Source organism: Streptomyces sp. NPDC050211 (assembly GCF_040656035.1).
Taxonomy (GTDB): domain Bacteria; phylum Actinomycetota; class Actinomycetes; order Streptomycetales; family Streptomycetaceae; genus Streptomyces.
Window position 1 is genome coordinate 163,535 of record NZ_JBFALC010000004.1, and the last position, 16,487, is coordinate 180,021.

Below are 16,487 nucleotides of genomic sequence, written 5' to 3' on the forward strand. Positions count from 1 at the left end.
GTACGACGGCCCCCGGCGGAGCCGTCAACCGGCGCATCTCACCACCACGCGCGAGCGCGGTGGTGGACGACCGACTCCGCGGTGGCGATGGACCCGGACGGCCGAAAGCCGTCGGACCGTCCGGCCGGCACCCCGCGGACGGGCGGGCTGATCCCCATTGGGGTGGGGATCAACCGGCCCCGCACCCCTGAAGAGGCGCTGTTGCGCCCCTGAGGGGGCTGTTGAAGAGGCCTCACCGGGTCAACCCCAGCCCGGTGAGGCCTTTCACCTGCGGCACCCGGTGCCAGTGAGCGCGGCATCATGTGACAGGTATCACCGCTCAGGTGTGACCCCTGATTTAGAGACCCTTGTCCGGCGGCGATAATCTGCGAGACGGACATGCCGCGCGCTCGGACACCGTGTGCGCCTCCCTTGTGACAGACAGCGGAACGTCACGTTGCCCTCGCGGCACGCCCACGCAGACAACGAACCGCGAGATCACTGATAGGGACGGAAGCGCGTGGACCTGTTCGAGTACCAGGCGAGGGACCTCTTCGCCAAGCACGATGTACCGGTGCTGGCCGGTGAAGTCATCGACACGCCTGAGGCGGCCCGCGCAGCCACTGAGCGCCTCGGTGGCAAGTCCGTCGTCAAGGCTCAGGTGAAGGTCGGTGGCCGTGGCAAGGCCGGCGGCGTGAAGCTCGCCGCGACCCCGGACGAGGCCGTCGCCCGCGCGACGGACATCCTCGGCATGGACATCAAGGGCCACACGGTCCACAAGGTGATGATCGCCGAGACGGCTCCGGAGATCGTGGAGGAGTACTACGTCTCCTTCCTCCTGGACCGTGCCAACCGCACCTTCCTCTCCATCGCCTCCGTCGAGGGCGGCGTGGAGATCGAGGAGGTGGCGGCCAACCGTCCGGAGGCCGTCGCCAAGACGCCGATCGACGCCAACGAGGGTGTGACCCCTCAGAAGGCCCGCGAGATCGTCGCGGCGGCGAAGTTCCCGGCCGATGTCGCCGACAAGGTCGCCGACATCCTCGTCACCCTGTGGGACACCTTCATCAAGGAGGACGCCCTCCTGGTCGAGGTCAACCCGCTGGCGAAGGTCGCCTCCGGCGACGTCATCGCCCTGGACGGCAAGGTCTCCCTGGACGAGAACGCCGAGTTCCGTCAGCCGGAGCACGAGGCCCTCCAGGACAAGGACTCCGCGAACCCGCTGGAGGCCGCGGCCAAGGAGAAGAACCTCAACTACGTCAAGCTGGACGGCGAGGTCGGCATCATCGGCAACGGCGCGGGTCTCGTCATGAGCACCCTGGACGTCGTCGCGTACGCCGGTGAGAAGCACGGTGGGGTCAAGCCCGCCAACTTCCTCGACATCGGCGGCGGCGCCTCCGCGCAGGTCATGGCGAACGGCCTGGAGATCATCCTGGGCGACCCGGACGTCAAGTCCGTCTTCGTCAACGTCTTCGGCGGCATCACCGCCTGCGACGAGGTCGCCAACGGCATCGTCCAGGCCCTGGAGCTCCTGAAGTCCAAGGGCGAGGACGTCACCAAGCCGCTCGTCGTCCGCCTCGACGGCAACAACGCCGAGCTGGGTCGTCAGATCCTGTCGGACGCCAACCACCCGCTGGTCCAGCGCGTGGACACCATGGACGGCGCGGCCGACAAGGCCGCCGAGCTCGCGGCTGCGAAGTAAGGGATCGAGGGACTCAGACCACCATGGCTATCTTCCTCAACAAGGACAGCAAGGTCATCGTCCAGGGCATGACCGGTGCCACGGGCATGAAGCACACCAAGCTCATGCTGGCCGACGGCACGAACATCGTCGGTGGCGTGAACCCGCGTAAGGCGGGCACGTCGGTCGACATCGACGGCAACGAGATCCCGGTCTTCGGCACGGTCGCCGAGGCGATCGAGAAGACGGGTGCGAACGTATCTGTCCTCTTCGTGCCGCCGGCCTTCGCCAAGGCCGCGGTCGTCGAGGCGATCGACGCCGAGATCCCGCTCGCGGTCGTCATCACCGAGGGCATCGCCGTCCACGACTCGGCCGCGTTCTACGCGTACGCCGTGTCGCAGGGCAACAAGACCCGGATCATCGGCCCGAACTGCCCCGGTCTCATCACCCCGGGTCAGTCGAACGCCGGCATCATCCCGGGCGACATCACCAAGCCGGGCCGCATCGGTCTGGTGTCGAAGTCCGGCACGCTGACGTACCAGATGATGTACGAGCTGCGGGACATCGGCTTCTCCTCCGCCGTCGGCATCGGCGGTGACCCGGTCATCGGCACCACCCACATCGACGCCCTCGCCGCGTTCGAGGCCGACCCCGACACCGACCTGATCGTCATGATCGGTGAGATCGGTGGCGACGCCGAGGAGCGGGCCGCGGCCTTCATCAAGGAGAACGTGACCAAGCCGGTCGTCGGCTATGTCGCGGGCTTCACCGCGCCCGAGGGCAAGACCATGGGTCACGCGGGGGCGATCGTGTCCGGTTCGTCCGGTACGGCCGCCGCGAAGAAGGAAGCGCTGGAGGCTGCGGGCGTCAAGGTCGGCAAGACGCCTACTGAGACGGCGAAGCTGGCGCGGGAGCTTCTTGCCGGCTGAACGGTTTCTTGGCTGAGCGTCGGTGGGCCCGTTCCCGGGGTGGGGGCGGGCCCACCGGCGTTTCGCTTGCCCCGCGCCGGCGGGGTGCCGCCTGCGCCCACCCGTGCCGCCCCAGCGGCACGACTGCCCGCAGCTGGGGCGGACCGAATGTCCGCAGCTAGGGCAATGTGGGCAGCAGTCTCTCGGGGCCCCTCGCCGTTTCGTCCCGGAGTTTCTCGCGGAGCTCCGACTCCGCCTCCGACAAGGGGCCCGGGGCCACGCGTTTCGGGACGCCGCGTACGTCGGTGCCCGGTGCCACCGGTGGCTCGTACTGGGTCGGGGCCGAGCGGAGGGTGAGGGCTGTGGTGCCGATCAGGGCGACGGTGAAGGCGATGGCGGCTCGGGTCCAGAAGCGGGCGCGGCGTTCGCTGCCGTGGCGGACCGTGGGGGGTTTGGCGGCGCGGAGGCGTTCGGTGGAGGCGAGGGTGGCGAGCCGGCGGTGGAGTTCGGCTGGGTCGGACAGCTCCGGCAGCCGTTCGGCGATCGCCGCGCGCGCGTGCAGCAGACGGTTCGCCGTCGCCGGAGTGCTCGCCTCCGTCTCCGCCGCCGTGTCCGGCAGATCGAGGCCTACGCCGTCGTACAGCAGGAGCGTGCGGCGGTGTGGTGGCGGGAGTTTCAGGAGTACGTCCATCAGCGCGCGGTCGGTGGCGTCGGCGGGGGGCGGTTCGGGGTGCCGGTAGCGGAGGCGGTGCCAGGGGGAGAGGGCGCACTCGTACGCCGTCGCCCGCACCCAGCCCGCCGGGTCGGGGTCGAGCGCCACCTCCGGCCAGCTCTGCCAGGCGAGTTGGAAGGCCCGCTCGACCGACTCGCGGGCGAGTTCGCGGCGCCCCGTGAGCAGATACGTCTGCCGTACGAGGGCGGGTGCGCAGAACGCGTACAGCGCGTCGAAGGCCTGAGCGGGCGTCAGGGCGTCGGACCGCAGGTCGATCGTCACGGGAGCGAGGTCTTGACCCGCCGTCACCTTCTTCTCGTCCTGTTCGTCCTGCCCGTCCTGCCCGTCCTGCCCGTCCAGCTCGTTCTTCTCGGTCGCGAGTTCCGCCAGCAGGTTCGCGTAGGCCTCCCGTTTCCGGCCGCGTGGAGTCGTCCGGCCGGTCTCCCACGAACGGACCGTTTCCCGGGCGACGCCCACCCGCGCCGCTACCTGAGCCTGCGTCAACGACTGGGCCTCGCGCAGGCGTCGGCGTTCGTCGGGCGGGGGGAGCGGGGTCGAAGGGCTCTGCTTCACGGCTCGCCCTTTCGTACGAAAAAGTACATAAACATATATTGAGCGACACATCGGTGGTTTGCCTGTTACGACGGGAAAGCGCGTGTCGTTGGGACCATGGCGGGCGTGACCCAGATGACCGTTCGCCGCCGTTCGTCGTTGTCGCTACTGCTCGCCCGGATGCGCGACCGTTCGCCCGGGCTGACCGCGAGCCTGCTGGCCGGTGCGCTGGCGGCGGCGGTGGGGCTCGGGTCGTTCGCCGTGCTCGTGTTGGTGCTGTGGATCAGTTCGCCGTATCCCGACAGCGGGCCGGGCGGGGCGCTGCATGTCGCCGCCGCGCTGTGGCTGCTGGCGCACGGGGCCGACCTGGTCCGCACCGAGTCGCTCTCCGGCGGCCCCGCGCCGGTCGGCGTCACACCGCTGATGCTGCTCGTGCTGCCGGTGCTGCTGCTGCACCGGGCGGCGCGGGACGTCGCGGCGGACGAGCGTGAGGTGGACGGACGCGGCAGCGGTGAAGAGCCGGGGCCCGGGCCGGTGGTGGCGTTGGCGGGCGTGGTCCTCGGCTATCTCGGAGTCGGTGCGGCGGCGGCTCTGTATGCCTCGGGGGGCGCGTTGCGGCCGTCGTGGGTGTGGGTGTGCGTGTGTGTGCCGGTGGTCGCGACGGTGGCGGCGGGGGCGGGGGTCTGGACGGCGTACGGGCGTACGGGTGAGCCGGTCTACAGCGTGCTGAACCATCTGCCGCCGTGGGTACGGCGGCGGGTGCGGCGTCTTCTCCTCGTGCCGGACTTCCCGGCTCGTCTCTTCGCCGCGGCGCGCGCCGCGGGTGCCGGGGCGGCCGTGCTGGTCGGAGGTGGGGCGCTGCTGCTGACGATCTCGCTTGTCTGGCACGGCGAGGCGGCCAGGAGGTCCTTTCTGCAGCTGACGGAAGGGGGGTCCGGGCAGTTCGCGGTGCTGTTGCTCTGCATGGCGCTCGTGCCGAACGCGGCCGTGTGGGGAGCGTCGTACGCCCTCGGCCCCGGCTTCACCCTGGGCGTCGGCCACGTCGTGTCCCCCCTGTCCTCAGCCCCCGCCCCCCTCCTGCCGCCGTTCCCGCTCCTGGCGGCGGTACCGGACGCGGGGCCCGGAACGCCGCTGAACTGGGCGGCGGGGGTGATTCCGGTGGTGGCCGCGGTGACGGTGGGGTGGTTTGTGGGCGGGGCGGCTGCTGGGGGGCGGGGCGGGGGGGATGGGGTGGGGGATGAGGGTGCTTCGGGGATGGGAGCCGGAGGTGCGGCAGGGGTGGGATCGGTACGGGCGACGGGCGCGGGGGCTCGGGGTGCCGCGGGGGTGGAGGCCGGTGGCGGCGGGAGCGGTGCCTGGTCGCGGCGGCGGACCGCTGGGACGGCCGGGTGGGCGGCTCTGCTGTGCGCGGGGTTGGTCGCTGTCCTTGCCGCGTTGTCGGGTGGGCCGCTCGGTGAGGCGGCGCTGGCACGGTTCGGGCCGGTGTGGTGGCAGGCCGGTGGGGCGGCGCTGGGGTGGATCGTGGGGGTGGCGGTTGTGGTGGCGGTGGGGGTGCGGGGGTGGCGGTGCCGGGGGAGCCGGGGGAGCCAGAAGGTGGAGAGCGCGGCGGATGTCACGGAGGGCGTCTTCTGTGAGCCCCTTGCATCAGACGACGACTCCGAGGCGTACGACCTGCTGCCCGCGGACGTCGATCCGCAACCGGCGTCGGACGATGACGAGGGGCCTGTGGAGCTGGGGAAGGTGGCACCGCCCGCGCAGTCACCGGAAGCCTGAACTCGCCCTCGCCGCCCCTACCCGTCCCATCCCTGGGGGCTGCGCCCCCAGACCCCCGCTTCGGCCCTGAACGGGCCTTGTCCTCAAAAGCCGGACGGGCTGAAATGTGTGGACCGGCGCCGAGAAGTGAGCGCCCCCACCGGGTTGTTGGGCGTTGGGGGGATGGTCGTTCTCGGCCTCAAACCCCGGTTGTCACCGACGCGCTCCGAGGCAGCAACCCCCTCGAAGCAGCGGCCTCCCCTCAGTCTTCCGTGCCCAAGACCCCCCGCAGCTCCTCCGGCAGGAGCTGGCTGCAGGACTGCTTGGCCTCGTTGGTGAGGGAGTCGCTGACGCAGGTGTAGTAGTCGCGGTAGACGAGCTGCGCGGTGAAGGTCGCGGCGACGAGGGCGATGGCGAGGGAGGCGGTGACGAGGCCGGTTACCGCGGCTGTGGTCTGAGGGCGGGCGTTGCCGCCGGCGGGGGCCGGGGTGTCCGGGTCGGCGGTGCGGGGCTTGACCCGCATAGCGGTGATGCCCCAGTACAGGGAGAGGGCGCCGAGCAGCAGAGCGACGTACGGCCAGCTGAAGAGGGCGAAGAAGAAGGCCCACATGCCGGAGAGGAGGGAATAGCGCGCGCGGCGCTGGGCCGGGTCCGCCGGGTCCCAGCGGAGGTTCGTGCCGGGGCCGCTGCCGCCGGGGCCGCCTTCCGGGCCGCCGCCGCCCTGATCGCCCCGGCCGCCCGGACGGTCGCCGAAGCCGCCCGAGGAGCGGCCGGGCTGGCGGTCGCTCCACTGGCTGCCCCACGGAGAGCGCGAGCCGTCCTCACGGTCACCGTCTCCCGAGGAGTCCTCGCCCGACGGGCGCCGCGGCTGCCACGGGCGGTCCGGCGTGCCCTCCGGCGGCGGCGCGAACGGGTTGTCCTCACCCGCCGAGCCACCCTGCCCTTCGCCGTTCGGCTGGCCCGAGGGCGCGTCGGGCGGCGAGGCGGGGCGCTCCCGCAGAACCAGCACGGCGCTGCGCTCCCCTCCCTGCACCGACTGCTGGGGGAGCGTGAGGAGTCGCAGGCTGCGGTCCGGCATCAAGTGAGCGTCTTCCCCTTGGTGATAACAACGTGCTGACAACGACGTACTGACAACTGCTGAACGGGTCCCGCGTGAGCGGTCCCTCCGTAAAACGCACCACCAACCGCCCGCGTTCCCCGGTCCGCTCCTCGCAGACGCTACCTTCCGGCCACGCCCCCGTCCCATGGGGGCCGCCCGGTGTGCCGGTATCGTTGCTGACGGTCGGCCGCTTCGTAGACTTCCCCGTATCCGGGGGCGCGAAGCATTCGTATGAACGTACATAACCACTGACGTGCATAGTGCATACCACCGGCCGTACGGAAACGCTCCCCCGAGAAAGGGCCCCACCGTGGCCGCCAAGCCCGTGGCCAAGCGCCTTGTCGTGCTGGTCTCCGGATCCGGTACGAATCTGCAGGCGCTGCTCGACGCCATCGCCGAGACCGGCGCCGAGGCGTACGGCGCCGAGATCGTCGCCGTCGGGGCCGACCGCGAGGGCATCGAGGGGCTGGCGCGGGCCGAGCGTGCCGGGCTGGCGACCTTTGTGCGGAAGGTCAAGGACTACGGGACCCGTGAGGAGTGGGACGCGGCGCTCACCGAGGCCGTGGCCGCGTACGAGCCCGACCTCGTCGTGTCGGCCGGGTTCATGAAGATCCTGGGGAAGGAATTCCTCGCGCGCTTCGGCGGGCGGATCGTCAATACGCACCCCGCCCTCCTCCCCAGTTTCCCCGGCGCCCATGGCGTCCGCGACACCCTCGCGTACGGCGCCAAGGTCACCGGCTGCACCGTCCACTTCGTCGACGACGGCGTCGACACCGGGCCGATCATCGCTCAGGGCGTGGTCGAGGTCCGGGACGAGGACGACGAGAGCGCTCTGCACGAGCGCATCAAGGAAGTCGAGCGAAGACTGCTCGTCGAGGTCGTGGGGCGGCTCGCCCGCAACGGCTATCGCATTGAGGGACGAAAGGTAGTTATCCAGTGACCGCCGAGGGAATCGAGAGCAGCGGCAAGCGGGCAATCCGTCTCGCGCTCGTCAGCGTCTACGACAAGACCGGCCTCGAGGAGCTCGCGCGCGGGCTGCACGAGGCGGGCGTGGAACTCGTATCCACCGGGTCCACCGCCTCCCGGATCGCCGCCGCCGGCGTCCCCGTCACCAAGGTCGAGGAGCTCACCGGCTTCCCCGAGTGCCTGGACGGCCGCGTCAAGACCCTGCACCCCAAGGTCCACGCGGGCATCCTCGCCGACCTGCGCCTGGACAGCCACCGGCAGCAGCTCGACGAGCTGGGCGTGGCGCCGTTCGACCTCGTCGTCGTCAACCTCTACCCCTTCAGCGAAACCGTCGCCTCCGGGGCCTCCCCCGACGAGTGCGTCGAGCAGATCGACATCGGCGGGCCCTCCATGGTGCGCGCCGCCGCCAAGAACCACCCGTCCGTGGCGGTCGTCACCAGCCCCGTGCGGTACGCCGACGTCCTCACCGCGGTCCGCGACGGCGGCTTCGACCTCGCCGCCCGCAAGCGCCTGGCCGCCGACGCGTTCCGGCACACGGCCGAGTACGACGTGGCGGTCGCCGGCTGGTTCCTCGGGGAGTACGCCGGTGACGGCGAGGAGTTCCCGAGCTTCCTCGGGGTGACGTACGAGCGCAAGCAGGTCCTGCGGTACGGCGAGAACCCGCACCAGCCGGCCGCCCTCTACACCGGCGGCTGCGGCGGCCTCGCCGAGGCCGAGCAGCTGCACGGCAAGGAGATGTCGTACAACAACTACACGGACACGGACGCCGCCCGCCGTGCCGCGTACGACCACGACGAGCCCTGTGTCGCGATCATCAAGCACGCCAACCCCTGCGGCATCGCGATCGGCACGGACGTCGCCGAGGCGCACCGCAAGGCCCATGCCTGTGACCCGCTGTCGGCGTTCGGCGGCGTGATCGCCGTCAACCGCCCGGTGTCGAAAGCGATGGCCGAGCAGGTCGCCGAGATCTTCACCGAGGTCATCGTCGCGCCGGACTACGAGGACGGCGCTCTCGAAGCCCTCGCCAAGAAGAAGAACATCCGCGTGCTGCGCTGCCCCGAGGTGCCGCAGCCGCCCGCCGAGTTCCGCCCGATCGACGGCGGCGGCCTCGCCCAGGTGAAGGACGTCTTCCAGGCCGAGGGCGACAACCCCGCCAACTGGACCCTCGCGACCGGCGAAGCGCTCTCCGAGTCGGAACTGGCCGAACTGGCCTTCGCCTGGAAGGCCTGCCGCGCCGTCAAGTCCAACGCCATCCTCCTCGCCAAGGACGGCGCCTCGGTCGGCGTAGGCATGGGCCAGGTCAACCGCGTCGACTCCGCGAAGCTGGCGGTGGAGCGGGCGGGCGCCGAGCGCGCCCAGGGTTCGTACGCCGCCTCCGACGCGTTCTTCCCGTTCCCCGACGGACTGGAGATCCTCACTGAGGCCGGGGTCAAGGCCGTGGTGCAGCCCGGCGGTTCGGTCCGTGACGAGTTGGTGGTCGAGGCGGCGAAGAAGGCCGGCGTGACGATGTACTTCACGGGGACGCGGCACTTCTTCCACTGACGGACGAGGCCGGCGGCGCTGCGCGGATCGATCGCTACGTCGAACTGCGCAGCGCGCCCCAGGTGTTGGGCCCGACCTCGCCATCGACGGCCAGCCCTTTGTCGCTCTGGAACAGCCTGACCGCGGCGACGGTGTCCTGGCCGAACTGCCCGTCCACGCCCGCGCCGCCGACGCTGTAGCCGCGCTTGGTGAGCATGCACTGCACCTGGACGACGCGTTGGCCCTTGTCGCCGAGGGTGGTCAGTTCGGTGCCGGAGTAGTACGTGCACTGGGAGATCCAGGGAGGGGTAGCCGGTGCCGTGGCGGTCTTGGTGGGCTTGGCGGTAGGGGCGCTGCCGCCGGATGTGGCGGTGGCGGTGGTGTTGCCGGCGGGAGTGGACTGAGTTCCGCCACCACCGCCTCCGGACGTGTTCGGGCTCTGCGACGCGTCCGCCTTCTCCTCCCCCGAGCCGTTTTTCTCCCCCTGGTCGTCGCCCTTCCCCTTCTCCTTCTCCTTGTCTCCGTCGTCGGAGGGTGAGGCGGAGGGGCTGGGGAGGGGGGAGGTCGGCGCGTCGTCGGAGGCGCTGGTGCCGGCCGCTGTCGGCACGGCCGAAGCGGTCTCGTCGAGGTGAGGGCGGGTGAGGAAGAAGGTGCCCACGGCCACGGCGCACACGGCGAGACCCGCACCGACGGCGAGGTATGCCTTCCGCTTCTTGCGCCGGTCACCGCCGGGGACGGGGGTGGGAGACGCGGTGCGCTCCGCCGACGCACGCAGTTGGACGGTCTCCGGTCCGGTCTGTGGTCCGGACTCCGGGACAGCGACACGTTCCAGTACGTCGCAGGCCTGCCGTCGGGCACGCAACGCCGCGTCGAGCGGCTCGTGCCAGGCGGCGGCGCGGTCGTGACCGACGCCCGTGGCGGCGTCGGTGAGTTGCTCCGGGACCGGGCGCCCAGCGGGTTCCTTGGCGAGGCAGGCGGACAGCAGAGCCGCCAACGCGGGGTCCACGGCGGCGAGTTCGGCCATGATCTCTGCCTTGGGTTCCTCGAACGCGACGCGATGCATCACGTCGACGCCCGTTCCGTCCCCGAAGGGCGCGTGCCCGGTAGCGGCGTAGATGAGGCTCCCCGCGAGCGAGAACACGTCGGAGGCGGTGTCGCACCGCCCCTCCCGCAGATACTCGGGCGACATGAAGGCGGGCGTGCCGACCCGGCTCCCGGTCGAGGTGATCGCGCTGCTGTCGGTGGCCTGCGCGATGCCGAAGTCGATGACATGCGCGCCCTGCAGGGACAGGATCACGTTGGACGGCTTCAGATCCCGGTGTACGACACCGGCGGCGGCCAGCGCCGACAGGGCCTGCCCGAGATCGGTGACCAGCCGCCACACCCCGGCGACTTCGAGCGTCCCGCACTCGCGGACGGCGTCGGCGAGGTTGAGGCCCGGCAGATACTGCGTCGCCATCCACAGCAGCGGGTCGTCGAACCCGGTACCGAGGAGATCCGGCGCCCGCGGCGTATCCACCCGGGCATGCATGGAGGCCTCCCGCTCGAACCGCCGCCGGAACCGGGGGTCTTCGGCGTACTCGGGACGGATCACCTTGACGGCGGCGAGACCCGGGGTGCCGTCGGCGGGGCGGGCGAGGTAGACGTGACCCATGCCGCCGCTGCCGAGCAGCCCGAGCGGGACGTATGGTCCGATCCGCCTGGGACCGGCGGCCGGCAGCGGCTTCGCGCCGGCCTGCTTCAGCGCCGTGTCTCCGGCCTCCGGTGTGTACGGCGACCTGGGGCGCTGGTTTGTCATGGTCCCCCGACCTGCTCTTTCTGTCGCAATGTGCTCTCAGGCCACGCCAGTTGGCTGATGAGAGGCTATCGTCCCGGCGGCGGGGAGTGGCCGGGATGCGGCGGGTGCGGGAGAAATCAGGGAGCGGGCAAGGCCGCGGTGAGCACGGAGACCGTGACAATCACCGCGGCCTTCCTACGAGTTCTGCAAAGCGACGGCGTATGTCAGACACCCGGCGTCGAGCAGCCCAGGAAACCGACGCCTCCCTTGTAGATGGGCCATTCCATGGCTCTGCGGGTCACCGGCCCGTACACGCCGTCCCTACCCACGTCTTCGGCCCGCTGTATGGCCCACACGCCGTCCTCGGTCTGCGGGCCGTAGATCCCGTCGAACGAGATGTCCCGCTCATAGCAGTATTCGATGGCGTGCTGGAGTGGGTACACGCCGTTCGACTGAGCCCCGTAGCCCATCACGCAGTTCCGTGAGCCGGTACCCGTGTAGTACGGCTGATAGGTGAAGCGAGATCCGGGGATGGACACCGCCTTCTGAGCGTTGCACGTCGGATACGAGGCGGCCTGAACCGCGCCCGGAGACGCCAGCACGGCACCCGCACCCAGCGCGAGAGCCCCCAGGACAGAAGCCAGCTTCCTTCGCATGTTCCGTTCCTTCCTCATACCCCGGTCGGCTCGCAGTCCCAGAGGCCCTGCCCGTCGATGTACACGCCCCAATACATGGCCTTGCGGGTCTCCGGGCCGTACTCCCCGTCCACCGCGGCGTCCCCGTCCGTCTGCTCCTGGACGTACCTCACGGCATTCCTCGTCTCACTCCCGTACCTGCCGTCCTCGGCGATGTTGGGGATGCCGTTGTAACAGTCGTTGATGGCGAACTGGAGGCGTGTCACTCCCGAGGACTGAGCCCCGTAGCCCATCACGCAGTTCCGTGAGCCGGTGCCGGTGTAGTACGGCTGGACCACGAATCGCTTGGTGGCGATGTAGTGCTTCTTGGCGCTGTTGCACGTCGGGTACGAGGCGGCCGCGGCGGGAGAGGCCGTGACGGCGAGCCCGGTTGCCGCCAGGGCGGCGGTTGAAACGGCGGCGGCGATTTGCTTCAGCATGGTTCCCCCTCAGCTGCATTTGACCCAGTCAGTCTGCTGTCGGCACGCGGTGACGAGTACCTGAAACAATTCAGGGTGCGTGCAGTTCGCACCACACCGTCTTGCCCGCAGGCGTCAGCCACTCGCCCCAGCGCTGGGCCAGCACGTCGAGCAGCAGCAGCAGACCCCGGCCTGTCTCGTCGTGCGGGTCCGGCCGGCGCGCGATGAGCCAGGCGTGGGCGTCGGGGTCGGTGACCTCCAGGCGGGTACGGCCGTCCGGGGCACGGAACAGGCGGATGGTCACCGGGGTGCCCTCGCCGACGTGGTTGATCACATTGGTCAGCAACTCGCTGACGCAGAGCTGGAGTTCGGGGCAGGGTACGCCCAGGTGCTCGCGTGCGGCGTGGCGGACCTCCGGTACGGCCTTGGGGAGCGCGAGCAGTTCGAGGGTGAGCGGTGGTCTCGTCGTGGGGGGGGCATGAGGGCGTACGCCTTTCTGTCCTGCCGCCTGTGCGTTCTGTGATGAATCAGTCACAGCGTGGCGTCGCGCCACGTACCGTGGAAGGCGTTTCGGCTGCGCACGGGCAAGTGGGAAACGGCGGTGGTGAGTTGTGCCCGCGAAGAAGGACCCTGACGCTTCGGTGAGCGTTCCCTGCTTTTACGGCGCCGAGTTGCGCTATCAACGGGAGCAAGCCGGGCTGACGCTGGAGCAGTTGGCGGAGGGGAGTTTCCGGGGGATCTCGTTCCTCAGCCAGATCGAGCGGGGGGAGCGGCGGATGCCGGTGGATCTGGCCAAGCATGTGGACGAGCGGTTGGGGACAGACGGGTTTTTCCAGCGGCGGTGCGAAGACGCGGCCAGGGCGCGCCAACTTGGCCACCCGCTCTACTTCCTGGACGTACCGGACCTGGAGAAGCAGGCGAAGGCGTTGGAGGAATGGGCGCCCCACGTCGTCCCTGGCCTCCTATAGACCGCGGCGTACACGCGAGGGAGCATGCAATACGGGGCGCCGATGACGCCACCGGAGACGGTTGAGGAGCGTGTCCGTGCACGAGTGGCGCGGGCCGAGCTGTGGAAACGCGAGGACAGGCCGACCTACTGGGGGATCCTGCGGGAGTCCGTCATCCGGAGCACGCCTCTTCCACCAGCGGTGATGGCCGAGCAGTTGGAGCACGTCGCCGAAGTGATCCGGTCCACGCAGAGTGTTCTGCAGATCGTGCCGAAAACGACTCCCTGGCACTCTCTTAGGCACGGCATGGCAAAGATCATGACCTTCGTTGATGCCCCGCCGCTGGTGTGGACGGAGGGCGATTTCGAAGGGCGGATCGTCGACTATCCGGCCACCGTGGAGGAGTACAGCCATCGGTACGATCTGCTCAGGGCCGTCGCACTGCCGCCCGAGGCGTCCCTTGCCTTGATCGACGAAGCAGCAGGGAACTACAGACATGAAGCGCAGCAACGGGATTGACCCGAGCCTCATTACCTGGCGCAAGAGCAGCTACAGCAATCCCGATGGCGCCGACTGCGTCGAAGTAGCCGACAACCTCCCCGGCATCATCCCCGTCCGCGACTCCAAGAACCCCGAGGGCCCAGTCCTCGCGTTCCCCCGCGATTCCTGGGCCCTCTTCGTCGACTCGCTTCGGCGTTGAGCTACTCGTCCTCGGCGGCGGAAAGCACGGCGATCGCGCCGTCGCCGTGTTCCGCGGAGGTCAGGTACGTGGTGGGATCCGGGCCCTGTGAAGTGGCGCCGATGATCTGGGAGTTGCCGTCGGTGACCCCGACGAGCCAGGGACCGCCGCTGGAGCCGGGCGCCATGTCGCAGTTGATGCTCATGCGATCGTCGATCCAGTTCCATGGACCGTAGTCCTCGGTCGGACCCTGGCAGTACCAGAGATCGTCTCCGGTGAAATCGGGCCGCTCCGCGGACGCGCCCGGGTAGCCGAGGGCTGTGACGTCGTCATGCTCGGGGTCGCTGCCGACGCGGCCCGGGAACCCTGGAATGTTTCAGGTTCCCCGCAACACGCGCTTGCGCCAGAGTGATCGGCATGTTCACGAGTATCCGCACGCGAGCCGCCGCACTGTCGGGCGTCGTACTGGCCGTCGGCCTGGGCGTCGCCGTGTCCGCCGCACCCGCGCACGCCGCCAAGTCCGACTGTCCGGCGGGCGCGCTGTGCGCCTACAGCCGGTACGACTTCGCCGGAACGCCGGGCAAGGTCTATCAGGACAACGCGGACCTGACGCCGTACCCTTCGTTCCGGAACGTCAAGTCCGTGTACAACCACGGCAACAGCTGCGACGTGACCATCTACACGGGGACGAACTACACCGGCAACCGGATGACCATCGAGCGCGGTGACGCCTACAGCTTCGGCTCGGGCAGCACCTTCGTGCAGAACGGCATCAAGTCCAACAAGTGGGTCAACTGCATCTGACGACCGCGCCATGGGTCAGGGGGCCGAAGTCGCCGTCCGCCTCGCCGACTTCGGTGATGCCGTGCAGATGCCGGAGCAGGCACTGGAGTTCTCTGACCTGACTGCCGCCGTCGCCCTGCGCGATGGTGAAGTCCCATGTGCTGTTCCAGCCCGCGGTGTAGCCGCTGCCGTACTTGGTGTCCTAGGACACCGTGGGCTTCTCGCAGCTGGGCGGCGCCGCGGCCGGGGCGTCGTCCTGCAGGCCGTAGGTCACTGCCGTCGGGCCGAGTACTGCTGCCACGACCGCCGCGACCAGCACCGGACGCCGCCACCGGCGTGGCCGCAGTCGGGGCAGCCGGGCCGAGCGGGCGGTGCCGGCCGCCTCCTCCACCCGGCGCAGCAGCGTGGCGGTATCGGGGACGCGACTGATGCGCTCCGCGTGCGTGGAAGCCAGGCAGTCCTGAACGATCTCCCCCCAGCCGTCGGGGAGTTCGGGTGAGAGGCGCAGCTCCCCGGTGCCGCGGGCGTAGCGCATCGCCGCGTCGGTGCGTGCCTCCGTGCTGCCGCCCGGCAGTGCGAAGGAGCTCGCGAGGACGACGTGGGCGAGGACGCCGAAGGCCCAGATGTCCGTGGAGGGGCGGATCCGTGTGCCGCGCTCGTCGACCTCGGGCCAGAGGAGTTCCGGCGGGGTGTAGTCCGGCGTGGCGAAGGCAGGGGCGTAGGCGTGGGTGCCTTCCAGTTCGGCGGCCGTGTTGAAGTCGGCCAGCCGTACCGAACCGTCCTTCATCAGGAGCACGTTGGCCGGCTTCAGGTCGCCGTGCACCCAGCCGGCGTGGTGCAGCTGGTGCAGGCCCTCGCAGATCTGCGCGAGCAGGGCGGGCCCCGCCTCCGGCTTCGGTGCGTGCTCCAGTACCGCGTCCAGCGATCCCTCGGCCCGTTCCAGTACGAGCACGGTGGCGCCGTCGAGCTCCGGGTGTTCCGGGGCGTCGACCGTCATCGTGTCGTACATGCGGATCAAGCGAGGTGCGCGCAGCTTCTGCAGCAACTCCACCTCCCGGTCGGCCAGTTCGCGCAGGTGGTGCAGCTGGCGCGGGGTGCGGGTGCCGGTGGGCAGGAACTTGAGCGCAGCCTCGCGGGGAAGTTCGGGATCCTGCTCCACGGCGAGCCGGGCCGCGTAGACGGTGGCGAACGCACCGGAGGCGAGCGGTTCGCACACCTCCCAGGGGCCGACCCGGTACCCCTTCGGGACGGTGACGATGGACGACGGCCCGGTCATCGGACCACCTGGCTCGGGGCCGCAGCGAACATGAGGAGGTCCTCCTCGCGGACGAGGTCGAAGCGGAGGGCGAGCGAGACCAGCGACTCCTTCTTGCCGTTGACGCGCTGGCCGGGCTCGGCGGTGTCGGGGCCGGGGCGCAGGCGCAGTTTCAGGGCGAGGTAGTCGATGTTCCAGTAGACGGACGAGCGGCTGACCGTCGGCCAGGTGGGGCGCAGGCGTTCCACCAGTTGCTCCACCGCCGGCAGCGGGGCGTGCGGTTCGCCGCGCAGGCGGGGTTCGCAGATGGCGGTCAGCACCGCGAAGTAGCGCTTGGTGCGGTCGAGGGCGAACGCCGGGGCGGTCAGGGCTCCGGTCAGACCCTGGCGGGCCACGCTGCGGAAGGCGTGGCGCGGTGCCCAGACGTCGAAGGCGAGCAGGTCTCCCGCGGCGGGCAGGACCACGCGCGAGAACTCGAACGGCACCGGCGCGTCCAGCCGGCCCGGCGTGACCTTGATGTGCTCGCCCGCGCCCTCCGGGTTCTCCACCACGTACGTCTGGTCCTCGCTGAGGTTGCTCAGCAGCCAGAAGTTCCGGAGCGCCTCGATCTCACCCGCGACCCGGGGCACCCCTTCGTGCGCGATGGTGAGGCCGCCGTCGCTCTCGGCCCTGCCGAATGTGATGCGCTCACCCGTGGCGATCCTGACCTGGTCGTTCGCAGGGCCGCACGCCGGCGGCACGATGATGACGCTGTACATGGACGCCGAACTAAACATGCGGCTCATG

At 70.1% G+C, this 16,487-nt stretch carries 15 protein-coding genes and 2 pseudogenes; 8 read left to right on the forward strand and 9 right to left on the reverse strand.

All coding sequences use genetic code 11. From position 1 onward, the window contains the following. The first annotated feature begins 499 nt into the window (after positions 1–499). On the forward strand, positions 500–1,678 hold the full coding sequence (gene sucC, locus AB0I98_RS06375) for an ADP-forming succinate--CoA ligase subunit beta (protein ID WP_362936053.1): 1,179 nt from the start codon (positions 500–502) through the stop codon (positions 1,676–1,678). 23 nt (positions 1,679–1,701) lie between these two features. Beyond that, a complete protein-coding gene (sucD, locus tag AB0I98_RS06380; RefSeq protein ID WP_301983393.1) occupies positions 1,702–2,586 on the forward strand; it encodes a succinate--CoA ligase subunit alpha in 885 nt (294 codons plus the stop codon). Between the two features lie 157 nt (positions 2,587–2,743). Here the strand turns inward: sucD and AB0I98_RS06385 are convergent, their stop codons facing one another. Then, positions 2,744–3,850, reverse strand: coding sequence for a helix-turn-helix domain-containing protein (locus AB0I98_RS06385; RefSeq protein ID WP_362936056.1), 1,107 nt, complete (start codon positions 3,848–3,850; stop codon positions 2,744–2,746). A 96-nt stretch (positions 3,851–3,946) separates the two neighbouring features. On the opposite strand from AB0I98_RS06385, the gene AB0I98_RS06390 reads away from it, so the two are divergent. Then, positions 3,947–5,602 (forward strand): DUF6350 family protein, encoded by a 1,656-nt coding sequence (locus AB0I98_RS06390; protein ID WP_362936059.1) that lies wholly within the window; start codon positions 3,947–3,949, stop codon positions 5,600–5,602. 241 nt (positions 5,603–5,843) lie between these two features. On the opposite strand, the gene AB0I98_RS06395 is transcribed toward AB0I98_RS06390, so the two are convergent. Beyond that, on the reverse strand, positions 5,844–6,659 hold the full coding sequence (locus AB0I98_RS06395; RefSeq protein WP_362936062.1) for a hypothetical protein: 816 nt from the start codon (positions 6,657–6,659) through the stop codon (positions 5,844–5,846). Between the two features lie 331 nt (positions 6,660–6,990). Here AB0I98_RS06395 and purN point away from each other — a divergent pair, with 331 nt between their 5' ends. Together purN and purH are read left to right on the forward strand one after the other, a co-directional pair. After that, positions 6,991–7,620 (forward strand): phosphoribosylglycinamide formyltransferase, encoded by a 630-nt coding sequence (gene purN, locus AB0I98_RS06400; protein WP_362936065.1) that lies wholly within the window; start codon positions 6,991–6,993, stop codon positions 7,618–7,620. After that, entirely contained in the window at positions 7,617–9,188 is a 1,572-nt protein-coding gene (purH, locus tag AB0I98_RS06405; protein WP_362936068.1) for a bifunctional phosphoribosylaminoimidazolecarboxamide formyltransferase/IMP cyclohydrolase, read from the forward strand. The genes purN and purH overlap by 4 nt, the downstream gene beginning before the upstream one ends. A gap of 34 nt (positions 9,189–9,222) precedes the next feature. Here purH and AB0I98_RS06410 read toward each other — a convergent pair whose 3' ends face one another. From AB0I98_RS06410 to AB0I98_RS06425, 4 genes are all read right to left on the reverse strand, one after another. Then, a complete protein-coding gene (locus tag AB0I98_RS06410; protein WP_362936071.1) occupies positions 9,223–10,965 on the reverse strand; it encodes a protein kinase in 1,743 nt (580 codons plus the stop codon). 203 nt (positions 10,966–11,168) lie between these two features. Then, positions 11,169–11,600, reverse strand: coding sequence for a peptidoglycan-binding domain-containing protein (locus AB0I98_RS06415; RefSeq protein WP_362936074.1), 432 nt, complete (start codon positions 11,598–11,600; stop codon positions 11,169–11,171). Between the two features lie 14 nt (positions 11,601–11,614). Then, positions 11,615–12,058, reverse strand: a complete 444-nt coding sequence (locus AB0I98_RS06420) for a peptidoglycan-binding domain-containing protein (RefSeq protein ID WP_362936077.1) — start codon at positions 12,056–12,058, stop codon at positions 11,615–11,617. Between the two features lie 70 nt (positions 12,059–12,128). Beyond that, positions 12,129–12,572 carry an ATP-binding protein gene (locus AB0I98_RS06425; RefSeq protein WP_362936080.1) on the reverse strand — a complete coding sequence of 148 codons (444 nt, stop codon included), beginning with the start codon at positions 12,570–12,572 and terminating at the stop codon, positions 12,129–12,131. Positions 12,573–12,648: 76 nt separating this feature from the next. Here AB0I98_RS06425 and AB0I98_RS06430 point away from each other — a divergent pair. Then, positions 12,649–13,503, forward strand: a pseudogene (locus AB0I98_RS06430) (helix-turn-helix transcriptional regulator). Then, entirely contained in the window at positions 13,481–13,684 is a 204-nt protein-coding gene (locus tag AB0I98_RS06435) for a DUF397 domain-containing protein (protein ID WP_362936083.1), read from the forward strand. Before AB0I98_RS06430 ends, AB0I98_RS06435 begins: the two are co-directional and overlap by 23 nt. 1 nt (position 13,685) lies before the next feature. Here the strand turns inward: AB0I98_RS06435 and AB0I98_RS06440 are convergent, their stop codons facing one another. After that, positions 13,686–13,868, reverse strand: coding sequence for a hypothetical protein (locus AB0I98_RS06440; RefSeq protein WP_362936086.1), 183 nt, complete (start codon positions 13,866–13,868; stop codon positions 13,686–13,688). Positions 13,869–14,080: 212 nt separating this feature from the next. Between AB0I98_RS06440 and AB0I98_RS06445 the strand changes: the two genes are divergently transcribed. Beyond that, positions 14,081–14,467, forward strand: coding sequence for a peptidase inhibitor family I36 protein (locus tag AB0I98_RS06445; RefSeq protein WP_362936089.1), 387 nt, complete (start codon positions 14,081–14,083; stop codon positions 14,465–14,467). Here AB0I98_RS06445 and AB0I98_RS06450 read toward each other — a convergent pair. Together AB0I98_RS06450 and AB0I98_RS06455 are read right to left on the reverse strand one after the other, a co-directional pair. After that, a pseudogene (locus tag AB0I98_RS06450) lies at positions 14,466–15,722 on the reverse strand (serine/threonine-protein kinase); the annotation flags it as partial. The gene AB0I98_RS06445 and the pseudogene AB0I98_RS06450 overlap by 2 nt on opposite strands. After that, positions 15,719–16,459 (reverse strand): FHA domain-containing protein, encoded by a 741-nt coding sequence (locus tag AB0I98_RS06455; RefSeq protein ID WP_362936469.1) that lies wholly within the window; start codon positions 16,457–16,459, stop codon positions 15,719–15,721. The pseudogene AB0I98_RS06450 and the gene AB0I98_RS06455, both read right to left, overlap by 4 nt. Positions 16,460–16,487 lie beyond the last annotated feature (28 nt).